This is a genomic window from Streptomyces sp. NPDC002790 (assembly GCF_040295505.1).
GTDB lineage: Bacteria > Actinomycetota > Actinomycetes > Streptomycetales > Streptomycetaceae > Streptomyces.
In genome coordinates this window covers 20,015-33,831 of record NZ_JBEOVM010000047.1, presented here as the reverse complement: position 1 = coordinate 33,831, position 13,817 = coordinate 20,015, and the positions used below count along the sequence as shown (strand labels likewise).

Annotated in this window: 15 protein-coding genes; 8 read left to right on the top strand and 7 right to left on the bottom strand. The window is 72.0% G+C overall.

The window, feature by feature from the left end; genetic code table 11:
- Nucleotides 1-39 precede the first annotated feature (39 nt).
- On the top strand, nucleotides 40-1,554 hold the full coding sequence (locus ABT004_RS21265) for a nickel transporter (protein WP_351339098.1): 1,515 nt from the start codon (nucleotides 40-42) through the stop codon (nucleotides 1,552-1,554).
- A 183-nt stretch (nucleotides 1,555-1,737) separates the two neighbouring features.
- On the top strand, nucleotides 1,738-2,208 hold the full coding sequence (locus ABT004_RS21260; protein WP_351339096.1) for a Rieske (2Fe-2S) protein: 471 nt from the start codon (nucleotides 1,738-1,740) through the stop codon (nucleotides 2,206-2,208).
- 25 nt (nucleotides 2,209-2,233) lie between these two features.
- Here ABT004_RS21260 and ABT004_RS21255 read toward each other — a convergent pair whose 3' ends face one another.
- Nucleotides 2,234-2,929 (bottom strand): cysteine hydrolase family protein, encoded by a 696-nt coding sequence (locus tag ABT004_RS21255; RefSeq protein WP_451193375.1) that lies wholly within the window; start codon nucleotides 2,927-2,929, stop codon nucleotides 2,234-2,236.
- Between the two features lie 156 nt (nucleotides 2,930-3,085).
- Between ABT004_RS21255 and ABT004_RS21250 the strand changes: the two genes are divergently transcribed.
- Nucleotides 3,086-3,553 carry a pyridoxamine 5'-phosphate oxidase family protein gene (locus tag ABT004_RS21250; RefSeq protein ID WP_351339094.1) on the top strand — a complete coding sequence of 156 codons (468 nt, stop codon included), beginning with the start codon at nucleotides 3,086-3,088 and terminating at the stop codon, nucleotides 3,551-3,553.
- A gap of 157 nt (nucleotides 3,554-3,710) precedes the next feature.
- On the opposite strand, the gene ABT004_RS21245 is transcribed toward ABT004_RS21250, so the two are convergent.
- Nucleotides 3,711-4,628 carry a LysR family transcriptional regulator gene (locus ABT004_RS21245; RefSeq protein ID WP_351339092.1) on the bottom strand — a complete coding sequence of 306 codons (918 nt, stop codon included), beginning with the start codon at nucleotides 4,626-4,628 and terminating at the stop codon, nucleotides 3,711-3,713.
- 74 nt (nucleotides 4,629-4,702) lie between these two features.
- On the opposite strand from ABT004_RS21245, the gene ABT004_RS21240 reads away from it, so the two are divergent.
- Nucleotides 4,703-5,644: a DMT family transporter gene (locus ABT004_RS21240; RefSeq protein WP_351339089.1), complete on the top strand. Its 942-nt coding sequence runs from the start codon at nucleotides 4,703-4,705 to the stop codon at nucleotides 5,642-5,644.
- Nucleotides 5,645-5,833: 189 nt separating this feature from the next.
- On the opposite strand, the gene ABT004_RS21235 is transcribed toward ABT004_RS21240, so the two are convergent.
- Nucleotides 5,834-7,165 carry an aminotransferase class I/II-fold pyridoxal phosphate-dependent enzyme gene (locus ABT004_RS21235; protein ID WP_351339087.1) on the bottom strand — a complete coding sequence of 444 codons (1,332 nt, stop codon included), beginning with the start codon at nucleotides 7,163-7,165 and terminating at the stop codon, nucleotides 5,834-5,836.
- A 37-nt stretch (nucleotides 7,166-7,202) separates the two neighbouring features.
- Here ABT004_RS21235 and ABT004_RS21230 point away from each other — a divergent pair, with 37 nt between their 5' ends.
- Both ABT004_RS21230 and ABT004_RS21225 read left to right on the top strand, forming a co-directional pair.
- Complete coding sequence (locus tag ABT004_RS21230) at nucleotides 7,203-7,889, top strand: pyridoxamine 5'-phosphate oxidase family protein (RefSeq protein WP_351339085.1); 687 nt, start codon at nucleotides 7,203-7,205, stop codon at nucleotides 7,887-7,889.
- Nucleotides 7,889-8,539, top strand: coding sequence for an FMN-binding negative transcriptional regulator (locus tag ABT004_RS21225; RefSeq protein ID WP_351339082.1), 651 nt, complete (start codon nucleotides 7,889-7,891; stop codon nucleotides 8,537-8,539). The genes ABT004_RS21230 and ABT004_RS21225 overlap by 1 nt, the downstream gene beginning before the upstream one ends.
- Before the next feature lie 4 nt (nucleotides 8,540-8,543).
- On the opposite strand, the gene ABT004_RS21220 is transcribed toward ABT004_RS21225, so the two are convergent.
- The 3 genes from ABT004_RS21220 to ABT004_RS21210 all read right to left on the bottom strand — a co-directional run bounded on the left by ABT004_RS21220 (nucleotide 8,544) and on the right by ABT004_RS21210 (nucleotide 11,415).
- Nucleotides 8,544-9,452, bottom strand: coding sequence for a DMT family transporter (locus ABT004_RS21220; RefSeq protein ID WP_351339133.1), 909 nt, complete (start codon nucleotides 9,450-9,452; stop codon nucleotides 8,544-8,546).
- A gap of 361 nt (nucleotides 9,453-9,813) precedes the next feature.
- A complete protein-coding gene (locus tag ABT004_RS21215) occupies nucleotides 9,814-10,815 on the bottom strand; it encodes an EamA family transporter (RefSeq protein ID WP_351339130.1) in 1,002 nt (333 codons plus the stop codon).
- An 87-nt stretch (nucleotides 10,816-10,902) separates the two neighbouring features.
- Nucleotides 10,903-11,415 (bottom strand): Clp protease N-terminal domain-containing protein, encoded by a 513-nt coding sequence (locus ABT004_RS21210; RefSeq protein WP_451193369.1) that lies wholly within the window; start codon nucleotides 11,413-11,415, stop codon nucleotides 10,903-10,905.
- A gap of 232 nt (nucleotides 11,416-11,647) precedes the next feature.
- On the opposite strand from ABT004_RS21210, the gene ABT004_RS21205 reads away from it, so the two are divergent.
- Entirely contained in the window at nucleotides 11,648-12,076 is a 429-nt protein-coding gene (locus ABT004_RS21205) for a type II toxin-antitoxin system Rv0910 family toxin (protein WP_351339078.1), read from the top strand.
- A 119-nt stretch (nucleotides 12,077-12,195) separates the two neighbouring features.
- Here ABT004_RS21205 and ABT004_RS21200 read toward each other — a convergent pair whose 3' ends face one another.
- Nucleotides 12,196-12,822: a PadR family transcriptional regulator gene (locus ABT004_RS21200; RefSeq protein WP_351339075.1), complete on the bottom strand. Its 627-nt coding sequence runs from the start codon at nucleotides 12,820-12,822 to the stop codon at nucleotides 12,196-12,198.
- A 182-nt stretch (nucleotides 12,823-13,004) separates the two neighbouring features.
- On the opposite strand from ABT004_RS21200, the gene ABT004_RS21195 reads away from it, so the two are divergent.
- Complete coding sequence (locus tag ABT004_RS21195) at nucleotides 13,005-13,814, top strand: PhzF family phenazine biosynthesis protein (RefSeq protein WP_351339072.1); 810 nt, start codon at nucleotides 13,005-13,007, stop codon at nucleotides 13,812-13,814.
- Nucleotides 13,815-13,817: the final 3 nt, after the last annotated feature.

Genomic DNA, 13,817 nt, shown 5'->3' with positions numbered 1-13,817 from the left:
GCGACGAGAGCGGTACCGCCCGGCAGTTGAGAGCAGTCGATGAACCGTTCACACCCCGCCGTCGCCGCCGCGACGGCCCTGCTCGCAGCCCTGCTGCTGGCCCTCTGCGCGGCCCCGGCCGCACACGCCCACCCACTGGGCAACTTCAGCGTCAACCACTACGACGGACTGCGTCTGACCCCCGGCCGGCTCGTCGACACGGCCGTCGTCGACACCGCGGAGATCCCCACCGCACAGGACCACGACACGGTCGACACCGACCGCGACGGCCGGATCTCGAAGGCAGAGGCGGTCGCCCGCGCCGCGGACCGCTGCGCCGGCCTGGCCCGCACCACCCGGGCCGCACTCGACGGGCGGGCGCTGACCTGGAAGGCGGCCGAGTCCTCCCTCACCTTCGGCAAAGGCGCGGCCGGACTGCCCATCGCCCGGCTGACCTGCACCCTGAACGCCGACGCCGACCTGAGCGGACCCGCGGACCTGACCTTCGCCTCGGCGGCCGACGCGGCCCGCACCGGCTGGAAGGAGATCACCGCCACCGGCTCCGGGGTGCGGCTCACGGACTCCTCCGTTCCCGCCACCAGCACCAGCGGCGCCCTGCGCGACTACCCGGCGACCGCGGCCAGCGACCCGCTCGACACCGTCGAGGCCCGGCTGCACAGCGAACCCGCCGCAGCGGAAGTCGCGGGACCCGGCGCGGACCAGGGCACTCAACACCCTGCGGCCGCCCCCGCACTCGTCCGCGACGCCGTCCTCTTCCCCGCCCTGGAGAACCGGCTCACCGCCCTCACCACGGGCCGCGACCTCACCCTCCCCGTCGGCCTCCTCGCCGTCCTCCTCACCCTGCTGCTCGGCGCGGGCCACGCGGCCCTCCCCGGCCACGCCAAGCTGGCGGTCGCCGCCTGTCTCGCCCGACGCGAGGGCGGCGTCCGGGCGGCCCTCGCCGTCGGAGCGACGGTGACCGCGACGCACACGGCGGGCGTCCTCGTGGTGGGCCTCGTCCTGACCGCCTCCGGCAGCTTCCTCGGCGAACAACTCCTGGGCGGCCTCGGCGCGATCAGCGGCGCCGTGATCGCACTCATCGGCACCTGGCTGGCGGTGACCGCCGTACGAGCCCTCCGCGCCGGCCACCGCCCCACCGGCCTGCACCATCACAGCCACGGTCACGGACATGGTCATACGCACGGGCACGACCACGATGAGCACGAGCACGAGCACGCTGGAAAACGACGCCGCACAGGCTTCGCCGCGCTCCTCGGCGTGGGCCTGGCGGGGGGCCTCGTGCCCAGCCCGTCGGCGCTCGTCGTGCTGCTCGGAGCGGTCGCCCTGAGCCGGACGTCGTTCGGCGTGCTACTGGTCTTCGGCTACGGGGTCGGCATGGCCCTGACCCTCACCGCGGCGGGCCTGCTGCTCGCTGGAGGCGGCAACCGGCTCGCCGTCATCGGCGAACGCCGGCTGCCCGCGCTGCGTCGATTCGCCCCGTACGGAACGGTCCTGACGGCGCTGGTGGTTCTGGCCGTCGGACTCGGCCTACTGGCCCGGAGCCTCTTCCCGTAGCGACCCACCTTCCCTCAAAGGGGTGACATAGCGGGTCACGGTGACCTCGGTGAGCACGCGCCCAGGTTATGGGATCAGGATGGCGTTGAACGTCCAGGGATCACCGTACGTACCTCAGGAAAACCCCCACGGGATCCAGTACGTCCCCTCGAACCGACCCTCCGATGAAGGGACCTTCACCTCATGACCGCTTCGCAGGAGCCCGCCCCCACGAGCCACGTCCCGTCGCGCCGCACCGTCGTCACGGTGGCCGGCGCCGCGGGGATCGCCGCGGCGCTGAGCGCGTGCGGCAGCTCGGACGAGGACACGTCACAGCCCGCGGGCAACGCGTCGTCGGGCGGCGGCGAGAAGAAGAGCGAGAAGAAAGGCCAGGCGATCGCCAAGACCTCGGACATCCCGGAGGGCGGTGGAAAGATCTTCGCGGATGCGGGGGTGGTGGTGACGCAGCCGGCCTCGGGCCAGTTCAAGGCGTTCACCAACATCTGCACGCACCAGGGCTGCAAGGTGAGCAAGGTGGCGGGCGGCACCATCGACTGCCCGTGCCACGGCAGCAAGTTCTCCATCAAGGACGGCAGCGTGTCGCACCCACCGGCCACGCAACCCCTGGAGGAGAGGCAGCTCAAGGTCAGCGGCGACTCGATCGAGCTCGCGTAGGCCCGATCGGGCAAGCCCTGTGCAGCTAACGACGCTTCCACGCGTCGAGCACGTCCGGCGTCGCCGTCACGGTGGCGACAAGGGCGAGCGTGTTGTCGATCATCGCGGGGGTGTAGTCGGCCGGTACCCCCGCGATGGCGTCCCGTGGCACGACCACCGTGTAGCCGAGGTTCACGGCGTCGAACACGGCGTTCGGGATGGCTACGTTGGCGGAGACACCGGTGACGACGAGCGTCCGGCAGCCGAGATTGCGCAGCAGCGGATCCACGTCGGTCCCGGCGATCGGTGAGAGCCCGTGCAAACGGCGTACGACGAGGTCCTCGTCCGCGACTTCGACGGGCGGAGCTACGCGGACGGCATCGGTGCCCGAGAGCTGCTTCACCGGAAGGCGCTCGGTCGCGCGGAAGAGGCGGGCGTTGCGGTTGGCCCCGCGGCCGTCCGGGCGCCGCTCCGCGACGGCGTGCAGGACCTGGACCCCGCTCTCGTGGGCGGCGGCGACCAGTCGCGCCACGTTGGCGAGGGCCCCCGACGCCCGTGCCTCTTCCGCGAGTTCGGGAAGGGCGCTGTCGGCGCCGACGACGCCCTGCTGGCACTCGACGGTCAGCAGTACGGTGCTCGCGGGTTCGAGCAGCTCGGCCAGTTCCCCGCGCTTCGCGCGCTTCTCGCGCCGTTCGTGCTCCTCGTGCTTCTCGCGCTTCTCGTGCTTCTCGTGCGACGGCACGACCGCGCCCCCTGTCCCGTACGGATATCGGCTGCTTCTCCGGGCTGCTGGAGGGTAGCCACCATTGCGTGTACAGGGAAGAGGCCGCATGCTGCGTTCCTGATGTCACGTCAGGCGCGCCGGGGCGCGCCTCGGATGCCGGACAAGGGAGCCCTGATGACCACCGCCACGCAGCGCCGCGGCCGGAAGATCATGATGTCGCCCGAGGAGCGCGACGCGTTCCTCGCCGAGCAGCGCACCTGCCGCGTCGCCACGGTGGCCGCGGACGGCACGCCGCACGTCAGCCCGCTCTGGTTCGCCTGGGACGGCACATCTCTGTGGCTGTACTCGCTGTCCCGCAGCCGCCGTTGGGCCGACTTTCGCGCCGACGGCCGGGTGGCGGTGGTGGTCGACGCGGGCGAGGAGTACGGGGAGCTGCGCGGCGTCGAGCTGTCCGGGCGCATCGAGTTCGTCGGCGAGAGCCCGCGCACGGGCGAGGCATGCCCCGAACTCGACGCCCCCGAGCGGCTGTTCGCGCACAAGAACTTCGGATTGACCGAGATGGTCTACGACGGCCGGCACGCGTGGGCGCGACTCACTCCGGACAAGATCGCGTCGTGGGACTTCCGGAAACTGACCATGTAGAGCCCCGCCGACGATTGACCTTTCCGGCCCAGCCGGCGCTTGAGCCTTTCCAGTCCCGCCGACGCTTGAGTTTTTCCAGCCCCGCCAGCGCTTGAGCATTCCAGCCTCGCCGGCGTTTGAGGCGCGGGGTCCGGGGCGGAGCCCCGTGACGGTGACCTCACCCTTCGGCGAGCCGCCCGAGATCCGCCCCCACCTTCTGAAGCGCCCGCACCGCCGCACGAATCGAGGGCCGCCGATCCGCGTCCGCACGCCACACGACGTACACATGACGCCGCACCTTCTGCCGCACCGGCACCGTCGCCACCCCCTCGGGCATCGGGTCGCGACCGAGCAGCGGGACCACGCAGACGCCCAACCCCGCTGCCACCAGCGCAAGTTGGGTGTGCGTCTCCGCCGCACGGTGGGCGATCTGCGGCTCAACGCCCTTGGCCCGCAGCGTGAACATAAGCCACTGGTCACAGAACTCGCCGCCGCCCCAGGTGATCCACTCGTCGTCGGCGAAATCGGTGAGGTCGACCTCACGGCGATCGGCGAGGGGGTGGTCGGCGGGCATGGCGATATCGGTCGGATCATCGAGGATGCCCGCCTTGACCAGGCCCTCCGGCAGGGGCATCGGCTTGTTGTACCAGTCCAGCACGACGGCGAGATCGAGATCCCCGCGGATCACCCCGGCCACCGCGGCCTCGGGCTCCAACTCCTGTGACCGTACGCGCAGTTGCGGGTGCTCGGTGCGCAGTGCGGCGAGCGCACGGGGGAACAACCCGCGGGCGGCCGTCGGGAACGCGGACAGCCGCAGCTCCCCCACCACCTGCCCGCGCTGCGCCTCCAGGTCGGACTGCGCCAGCTCGACCTGCGACAGGATGCGCGCCGCGTGCTCGGCGAGCAGCCGGCCCGCGTCGGTGAGCCGCACGCCGCGCCCGCGCTTGGCGAGCAGCTGCTGTCCCGCCTCGCGCTCCAGCTTGGCCATCTGTTGCGAGACGGCGGACGTCGTGACGTGCAGCCCCTCGGCCGCACCGCTCACCGATCCGTGCCGGGCCAGGGCATCCAGGACCCGCAGGCGCTCCAGGTTCAACATGTAAGTAATGCTAATCGGTACTCGGAAAGCAATCTCGCTTGTGCTACGAAGACGTCGAAGCCAATCTGGACCCCATGAGCACGAAGACCGCTTCCCGAGCCACTGCGGCTCCGTCCTCCGCCCCCATCGCGCGGCCCGGCCTCGACTGGCGCATCCGCTTCGGTGTGCTCGCCCTCATCTGGGGCTTCAGCTTCCTGCTCATCAAGGTGGGCACGGAGGGCTTCGCGCCGTTCCAGGTCACGCTCGGGCGGCTGCTGTTCGGCGCGGCGGTCCTGGTCGTGGCCATGATCGTGAAGCGTCAGCGACTGCCCCGCGGGGCGCGCACCTGGGGGCATTTGGCGGTCGCGGCGCTCTTCCTGAACGCGCTGCCGTTCTCGCTCTTCGCGTTCGCCGAGGAGACGATCCCGTCGACACTCGCCGGGATCTGCAACGCGACGTCGCCGCTGTGGGGCATGGCGCTCTCGCTGGTCGCGCTCTCCGAGGACCGGCCCACGCGGCGTCGGGTCGCGGGCCTCGGCATCGGATTCCTCGGCGTCCTGACCGTGCTCGGCGTGTGGCAGGGCTTCCACGGCCTGGACGTGGCGGGCACGGCGATGGCGCTACTGGCCTCGCTCTGCTACCCGATCGGCTGGATCTACGTCCGCCGCACGCTCGCGAACACGGGTGAGTCGAATGTGTCGATGATCGGGGGCCAGCTGTTGCTCGCCACCGCCCAACTGGCGCTCGTCACCCCGCTGTTCACGTCCTGGCCGACCCGCTTCGCCATGGGCCCGCTGCTGGCGATCGCGGCGCTGGGGGCGCTCGGCACGGGTGTGGCGTTCCTCATCCAGTACGGACTCGTGGCGGAGGTCGGTCCGACGACCGCGCAAATGGTCACGTACTTCGTCCCGGTCATCGCCACGGCGGCGGGCGTCGCGGTCCTCGGCGAGTCCCTGTCCTGGTCGACCCCGATCGGCGCGGCGATCGTCTTGGCGGGAGCGGCACTTACGCAGTCGCGCAGGCGGGCCCGGGGGTAGCGCCGCGACGCCTCCCCACACCACGGGGCTCCGCCCCGGACCCCGCTGCTCAATCGCCGCAGGGGCTTGAAATGCTCACCCGCCACCTGGGCATGCGGTCGGCCACATCCCGCCTTGGGCGGCAGGGTGGGCAAGGCGGCACCCCGGTGCCGCGCAACGAAAACCACGGGCCCAGCCCCGGCGCCACTGTCACGCGTAACGCCTCCGCGGGCCCGACCTCACCGCCGCCGCCACCGCGTCCGCCACCTCACCGATCTCCCCCACCCCCAACCGGGACACGGTGATCCGTACCCCCGGATCGGCCTCCATCCGGAACCGCGCCCCCGGCGCCACCGCCCACCCGGCGTGCAGCAGCCGCGCCACCGCCCCGGTCTCGTCCGGCACCGGCACCCACACGTTCATCCCGCTGCGCCCGTGCGCCACCACCCCCCGCTCGGCCAGCGCAGCGACCAGCGCGTCACGCCGCTCCCCGTACGAGCCCGCGACGGCCACCGCGTCCACCGCCCCGGCCTCCCAGAGCCCTGCCACCGCCCGCTGCGTGATGCGGCTGACCCAGCCCGGACCGAGCCGCTGCCGCCCGCGCACCCGGTCGACCGTGCCGGCGTCCCCCGTGAGCACGGCGAGCCGCAGGTCGGGCCCGTACGCCTTGGCCACGGAACGGACGAACGCCCACTGCCGCGTGGCCCCGGCGAGCGGGTGCAGCGGCAGGTCGACGATGCCGTGGCCGTGGTCGTCCTCGATGAGCAGGACCTCCGGATACGCGCCCAGGATCGCGCGCAGCGCCTCCGCCCGGCCCGAACCCACCGCGGCCCCGGTCGGATTCTGTGCCCGGTCCGTCACCACGATCGCCCGGACCCCCGCGGCCAGCGCCCGCTCGACGTCGTCCGGCAGCGGTCCCTCGTCGTCCACCCCGACCGGCACCGTACGCAGCCCGAGCGCGGGTACGAGGTCGAGCATGCTGCCCCAGCCGGGATCCTCCACGGCGACCGCGTCCCCCTGCTTGAGGTGCACGGCGAGCACCCGCTCGATGGCGTCGAGCGAACCGGATGTCACGGCGACGGGCCCGTCCGGCACCCCGTCCGCATCGAGGTCGGCACGCGCGCGGTGCGCGAGGCCCGGCTCCAGGGAGTCGTCCCCGTACAGCACCGGCCCTTTGTCGGCGACACCCGCGGCCGCCGTGAACGCCTCCACCAGCGAGGGCAGCAGGGCGGTGTCGGGATTGCCGTCCGACACGTTCCGCACCCCCTCCGGCACGTCCACACGGATGGCCTCGCGCGCGGTGATGACCGGTTTCGGGCGCACACGGCTGCCGCGCCGCCCGGCCGTCTCGATGACTCCGCGCTCACGCAGCGACCGGTACGCGGCCGCGACCGTATTCGGGTTCACCCTGAGCTGTTCCGCCAACTCCCGCATGGGCGGCAGCAGTTGGCCCGGTTCCAGGTCCCCGGCGATGACCCCACGCTCGACGCTGGCGCGGATCTCTGCTGCGCCGCGCCCGCTGATCCGATACTCTCCTAGCACAAACAGCAGTATGTACTAGTGCAATGGAGTTCGCAACATGAGCGTCGCCCAGGAACAGTCAGCCGCCTCCTACGCGCCCACGGAGCGCACGACCCCGACCCGCGCCAAGGAGCGCGCGGCGTACGACCACGCCCTGGTGCACTCGATACTCGACGAGACCTACCTCTGCCATCTCGGCTTCATCCGCGACGGCGCCCCCGTCGTGCTGCCCACGCTGTACGCCCGTGTCGGCCACCATCTCTACGTCCATGGCTCCACCGGATCGCGCCCGCTGCGCATGGCGGGCGACAAGGAGTGGCAGGAGCCCGGCCTGCCGGTCTGCGTGACCGTGACCCACGTGGACGGCCTGGTCCTCGCCCGCTCCGCCTTCCACCACTCCATCAACTACCGCTCCGTGGTGGTGCACGGCACGGCGCACCAGGTCACGGACGCCGAGGAGAAGCGGCTCGCCCTGGACGCGATCGTGGACCACGTGGTGGAGGGTCGCGCCGCCGACTCGCGGGCCGCGAACGCCAAGGAGCTCGCTGCGACGGCCGTGCTCCGCATCGACCTCTCCGAGGTCTCGGCGAAGGTCCGCGAGGGCGGTCCGAACGACGAGCCGGAGGACATGGACCTGCCGCACTGGGCGGGCGTGGTCCCGGTCCAGCGCGGCTACGGGGAGCTGCTCCCCTCGGACGACCTCGCCGACGGCATCGACGTCCCGCCGTACCTCAAGGGGCTGTGATGCTGATCCACCCCTGGGACGCGGCGCGCGACACGGCCGAGTGGCAACAGTGGCTCGCCGCCCACGACTTCGGCCAGCTCGCCGTCAACGGCCTCGACGGCGACCCGCCTTTCGTACAACCCATGCACTTCGCGTACGACCCCGAAGGTCCGGGCGCGTACGGCGAGGTGGTCGCCCACCTCGCCCGCCCCAACCCCCTGTGGTCCGCGCTCGACGCCAACCCGGAGGTACTGCTGAGCGTCGTCGACGACTACGCGTTCGTGCCGGGCCCGTGGCAGGCGCCGCCCGACGTCCCGCCGGAACACGGCACACCGACCAGCGTCTACGCCGCCGTCCAACTCCGCTGCACCGCGCGCGTGGTGGACGATCCACAGGAGAAGGCCGAACTCCTGAACCGGCAGGTGGGCCACTTCCAGCCGCCCGGCCTCTCGGTGCCGGTGGCGGCGGACGAGGCCCCGTACGGCCGGATGCTGCCGGGTATCCGGGGCCTGCTCCTCGAAGTGACCGACGTACGGGCCAAGTTCAAGTACGCGGGGCACAAGCCCGAGGAGGTCCAGGACAACATCGCGGCGGGCCTCGCCGGGCGCGGCGACCCGCGCGACGCCGCCGCCCTCGCCACGCAGCGACGGCGGCGTCACCAACCCGCGTAGGGGCTCAGGCGCCCGACCGGGCCTCCGCCGCGGCGAGGCCCGTCACGGCCGCCAGCATCAGGGCGGTGCCCGCGACCGTCGCCACCGTGAGGTCCTCGCCGAGCAGGGTGACCGCGATGACGGCGGCGCTGACCGGTTCGAGCAGCATGATCACGGACACGGTGGCGGAGCGCACGACCGCGGCGCCCGCGAAGTACAGGGCGTACGCGAGCGCGGTCGGCACGGTGGCGATGTACGCCAACAGGCCGAGCACGGCGAGGTGGTGGCCGGTGTGCGGCACCAGGCCCTCGACCGCGCCGAGCGGCAGCAGCGCGAGCGAGGCGACCGCGAACGTGCCCACGGTCGTGCCGAGCCCGTTCCCTCCCCCGCCGTGCCGCCCGAACCACCGCGTGAGCAGCGTCAGCACGGCGTACCCGGCCGCCGACAGCAGCGCCCACACCACCCCGAGCGGCCGCACCGCCGCCCCGCCACCCCCGAGGACGAGGACGCCGAGCCCGCCGAGCGCCCCGGCCACGGACAGCAGCCCGCCCACGCCGAGCCGCTCCCCGAGCAGCACGCGCGCCCCCACCGCGATGAGCACGGGCCCCGCGCCGAGCGTGACCACGGTGCCGACGGCGAGCCCGGTCGCCTGCACCGCGGCGAAGTAGGCGGTCTGGAACACGGCCAGCGAAAGCCCGAGCACACCGAGCCGGACGGCCTTGCGGCCCCGCGTCTCGTACGACACGGGCGTGGGCCTGCGCCGCAGCGCGCAGCGCACGGCGACGAGCAGCAGGAGCCCGCCGACACAGCGCCAGAACGACAGGGCGCCCGGCCCCAGGTCGCCGGCCCGGAACACGAGCGATGCGGCGGCGCCCGCGGTGCCCCAGGCGGCACCGGCGACGACCAGATACACCAGGCCGCGGGCGACCGGCAGTTGACGTACGGGCCCGGATACAGACCCAGAAGCAGAATCAGCAGGCGCGACTGCGCCCGCTTTGACGACACGCGACACGTGACACTCCACGGAGAACGGCCCTCCGCCGGAAGCCGGGAGGGGGCCAGGAACACGGACCGTCGTGAGGGGACGGCCGAGTCCCTCCGGGAAGCGCCGCCCGCGGCAGGGCAAGCACGGCGCCGGGGAGCACTTCAGGCAGCACGGCTGCGACCGGCACCTTCAGGTGGCGGCCCCACAGTGGCGAAGTCCCCGGACGAACCGGTCCCGGCCACGACGGCCGGGCAGCCCTCAGACGGCCGGGGGCGGAAGGACGAGTGCGCGTGCGTACATGTCCGGCACCCTAAACAGCCCCGCCGGAGCGCGACAACGCGTTTTCCGGCGCGTCGTCGGACGGGGTCGGCGGCGTCGCAGTCGGCCGCGACGACTGTGCGATGAGCGCCCCGACCAGGACCAACGCCCCGCCGAACAACTGCGGCCCGGACAGGTGCTCCCCGAGCATCACCCAGGCGAGGACGGTCGCGACGACCGCCTCCAGGCAGGCCACAACCCCCGCCACCTGAGGCGAGAGAAGGCGCACCGACACCACGCCGGTGAGGTACGCGACGACCGTGGCGAGCAGCACGATCCAGCACAGCAGCAACCACGCGGGCACCGCCGTACCGTCCATGGAGGCACTGCCCGCGAGCACCGACCAGTCCATCCCCCAGGGGCGGGCGATGACGGTGAGCAGCACGGTGCCGATGAGTAGCCCGTACGCGATCACGCCGACCGGGTCGGGCACCTCGGCACCGGACTCGGCCGCGTCACCACCGTGGTCGGACAGCACGAAATAGCCGACCTGACAGCAGGCCGCGCCGAGCGCGAGCAGCAGTCCGAGCGCGTCGAAGCCGAGCCCGGACCACACCTCGACGACACAGGCGAGTCCGGCCACGGCGAGCACGACGCCGAGCGCGGCCGCGCGTGTCACGGGCTTGCGCTGCACGAAACGGACCCAGCCGAGTACGAGCGCGGGCGCCAAGTACTCGATGAGCAGGGCGACACCGACGGGAATGCGGGAGATCGCGGCGAAGTAGCAGGCCTGCACGCCCGCCACCGCGAGAAGCCCGAACCCGGCCAGCAGAGCGGGCCTGCGCAGCACGAGCGCGCGATGCCGCCAGGCGACCGGCAGCATGACCAGGGCGCCGCCCGCGACGCGCAGCCACACCACGTGGAGCGGGTCGAGCCCCGCCTCGATCAGTGGCTTGGCCGCCACCCCGGAACCGCCGAACGCGAGCGCGGAGAGGAGGGCGAGGCCCAGTCCCATGCCGCGCCCGCGGGTTGCCTGCTTCCCCGAAGACCCCATTGACTCGCGCACCGGCACATCATGGCAGGGCGCGTCAGGACCGTCATCCCCGTTGACCCCTGTCTCACGGGATGGACTCCGGTCGTGTCAGTCGAGCCGCCGGCGCAGCCCCTCCACATCGACGCCCGCCCGCCCGAGCACCTCGACCGCCCGGCACTCCGCGTCCGCCGTGAGCGCGGCCAGTACGTCGACGCCGCGCGCCCGCTTCTCCCCGCGCGCCACGGCCCGCTCGACGCCGGCCTCCATCGCGGCGGCCGCGACGGGCGACCAGCCGGGGGCGGAGCTTACGAGGGGGACGGCTCCGGAGTCCTCCACCGAGCCCTGCCAGCGCAGCCCGTAACCGATGCTGCGCTGGACGAGATAGCCGAGCAGCCGCGCCACCTGCGCGCCTTCCGGGAACGCGGCACGCACGTCGGGATCCGTCTCGAGGAGGGAGTGCAGCAGGTGCGCGGTGTCGACCTGCCGGTCCCCATCCCGGACCGCGCGCCGCCGAGCGCCCGCGACGACCGCCGCGAGCTCGTCACTCAGCTGGGCATCGGCCTCGGGTGGGGTTGAACTATGCACATACGTAACCCCATCAGGACCGGTCGAAAGGAACATCCACGGTGAGGAGCATTCTTTTGTCCGACACAAGTTGGGCACTGATCAAGAACATCTCCTCCTTACGGATGAGATCGAACCATCGACCCCCGAGGGGATCCCGCAGGCGCCGGGTCACCCCCGCCCGGAACTGACGGGTCATCAGTATTGAATGTTCGAGGCCAGGCGGCTACTTTCCGCGACGACGCGACATCGAAGCCCGTCATGGCTCTCGACTCAAAGGGGTGGCCGCATGGCCGAAGTCAGCGCGGAAGCACACATGGAAGCACCCGCGGAGAAGGTCTGGGCGCAGCTCACCGACTTCTCTTCGTACGGGAAGTGGAACGCCACCCACACCGACTTCCCGAAAGGCGGGCCCGCCTTGCTGGAGGTGGGCGGACAGTTCGAGGAGAACATGAAGCTGATGGGCTTCCCCGCCGAGGTCACCTGGACCATCGAGGAGCTCGAGACCGCCCGCACGTTCGCCATCAGGGGCAAGGGCCCGATGGGCGTGAACCTGTTCATGCACTACTCGCTCGCGCCGGACGGCGACGCGACCACGGCCCGCATCAAGGGCGTCTTCACCGGTGCGGCGGTCTCGCTGATGGCGGGCAAGCTCAAGGACTCGGCGACGGCCGCGCTCGACGAGTCACTGCGCAAGCTGAACGGGCTCGTGACCTGACCCTTCGTACGCACTACGTAGGTACGCACTACGTACGTACGCGAAGAGGCGCCCCGCACCTGTAGGTGGTTCGGGACGCCTCTTCCGTGCTCTGCGGCCTGTCCTGGCCCGCACGGGACTCAGTCCTCGTCGGCGAGGATCAGGTACAGCTTCTTGCGCGCGTCATTGATGACGGAGATCGCCTTGTCGCGCTGATCCTTGCTGCCGGTCTTCCAGACCTGACCGAAGGCCTCCATGAGTCCGAAGCTTGCCGTCCGGATCTCGTTCATGGCCTCCCAGTCGACGCCGCGACCGGCCTCCTCCCAAGGGGCGTCGGGCCCCTCTTCGGCGGCGGTACGGCCGTCGTCGGTGAGCGAGAAGAGCTTCTTGCCACCCTCGCTCGCGCTGGCGATCAGACCCTCGTCCTCGAGCAGTTGCAGCGTCGGGTAGACCGAGCCGGGGCTCGGCTTCCACGCGCCGCCGCTGCGCTCGGCGATCTCCTGGATCATCTCGTAGCCGTGCATCGGGCGGTCCTGCAGCAGGGCCAGGATCGAGGCACGCACGTCACCGCGCCGCGCCCGTCCGCGAGGCCCGCCACCACGACCGCCACGCCCCCAGGGGCCGGGGCCGCCAGGGCCGCCGAAGCCGGGCCCGAAGGGCCCGAACGCCGCACGCCGACCCTCGAAGCCGCCGCGCTCGAATCCGCCCCTGCCCTGGTGGCCGGGGCCGAAATTTCCGTGTCCGTGTTCATGTCCGTGGTTACGCATGAGAATCAGTCCTTTCACAACTGATCGCGGTTTTCGCTGAACGCGATCATAAACCGATCGCGATGCCTCAACGATATATCGGGACTGTTCGGATGGCGAGCCCCGAGTACCTCCGGGATTCAGGCCGGCCGCGCCCGATTGGCCTTGGCCGATTGTCAGTGCCCTCAACTACCGTCTCTGACATGCGCATTCGTATCGTCGACGCCTTCACCGACCGGCCCTTCGCCGGCAACCCCGCCGGTGTCCTGCTCCTGGACGCCTTCCCTGACGACGCCTGGCTGCAGAGCGTCGCCCTTGAGGTCAACCACGCGGAGACCGCCTTCGCGCACCGGCTGCCCGAGGGCGGCGATGCCGACTGGGCGCTGCGCTGGTTCACGCCGGCCGCCGAGGTCGACATGTGCGGGCACGCGACCCTGGCCACCGCCCACGTACTGCATTCCACCGGGATGACGCGCGGCCCCGTACGGTTCGCGACGCGCTGCGGTGTGCTCGTGGCGACGCCCGGCGAGGACGGCTCGCTCACGCTCGACTTCCCGACGGCGCCGCTCACCGAGGAGCCGGCCCCCGCGGGGCTCGCCGAGGCCCTCGGCGCCGAGCCGCTCTCCGTCCACGACACGGGGCCGTCCGTCGGCGACCTGATCGTGGAGCTCGCCGACGAGAAGACCGTGCGGGCGCTCGATCCCGACCTCAAGGGGCTCGTGGGCCTATCCCGGCGCGGCATCATCGCCACCGCCCGCGCCGAGGACCCCTCCCGGGGCTACGACTTCGTGTCGCGCTGCTTCTTCCCGGGCCTCGGCGTCGACGAGGACCCGGTGACCGGGAGCGCACACACGGCGCTCGCCCCGTTCTGGGCGGCGCGCCTGGGCCGCGAGGAGCTGACCGGCCTGCAGGCCTCCGCCCGCAGCGGTCTCGTACGGGTCGCCCTGCGCGGTGAGCGCACCCTCCTGACCGGCCGCGCGGTCACGACCATCGAGGGCGAACTGCACGCATGACAG

What these genes read in the sequence shown, in the direction of transcription:
- ABT004_RS21265 (WP_351339098.1), top strand. Translation starts at nt 40, where the DNA reads ATGAACCGTTCACACCCCGCCGTCGCCGCCGCGACGGCCCTGCTCGCA.
- ABT004_RS21260 (WP_351339096.1), top strand. Translation starts at nt 1,738, where the DNA reads ATGACCGCTTCGCAGGAGCCCGCCCCCACGAGCCACGTCCCGTCGCGC.
- ABT004_RS21250 (WP_351339094.1), top strand. Translation starts at nt 3,086, where the DNA reads ATGACCACCGCCACGCAGCGCCGCGGCCGGAAGATCATGATGTCGCCC.
- ABT004_RS21245 (WP_351339092.1), bottom strand. Translation starts at nt 4,628, where the DNA reads ATGTTGAACCTGGAGCGCCTGCGGGTCCTGGATGCCCTGGCCCGGCAC.
- ABT004_RS21240 (WP_351339089.1), top strand. Translation starts at nt 4,703, where the DNA reads ATGAGCACGAAGACCGCTTCCCGAGCCACTGCGGCTCCGTCCTCCGCC.
- ABT004_RS21230 (WP_351339085.1), top strand. Translation starts at nt 7,203, where the DNA reads ATGAGCGTCGCCCAGGAACAGTCAGCCGCCTCCTACGCGCCCACGGAG.
- ABT004_RS21225 (WP_351339082.1), top strand. Translation starts at nt 7,889, where the DNA reads ATGCTGATCCACCCCTGGGACGCGGCGCGCGACACGGCCGAGTGGCAA.
- ABT004_RS21215 (WP_351339130.1), bottom strand. Translation starts at nt 10,815, where the DNA reads ATGGGGTCTTCGGGGAAGCAGGCAACCCGCGGGCGCGGCATGGGACTG.
- ABT004_RS21210 (WP_451193369.1), bottom strand. Translation starts at nt 11,415, where the DNA reads ATGTTCCTTTCGACCGGTCCTGATGGGGTTACGTATGTGCATAGTTCA.
- ABT004_RS21205 (WP_351339078.1), top strand. Translation starts at nt 11,648, where the DNA reads ATGGCCGAAGTCAGCGCGGAAGCACACATGGAAGCACCCGCGGAGAAG.
- ABT004_RS21200 (WP_351339075.1), bottom strand. Translation starts at nt 12,822, where the DNA reads ATGCGTAACCACGGACATGAACACGGACACGGAAATTTCGGCCCCGGC.
- ABT004_RS21195 (WP_351339072.1), top strand. Translation starts at nt 13,005, where the DNA reads ATGCGCATTCGTATCGTCGACGCCTTCACCGACCGGCCCTTCGCCGGC.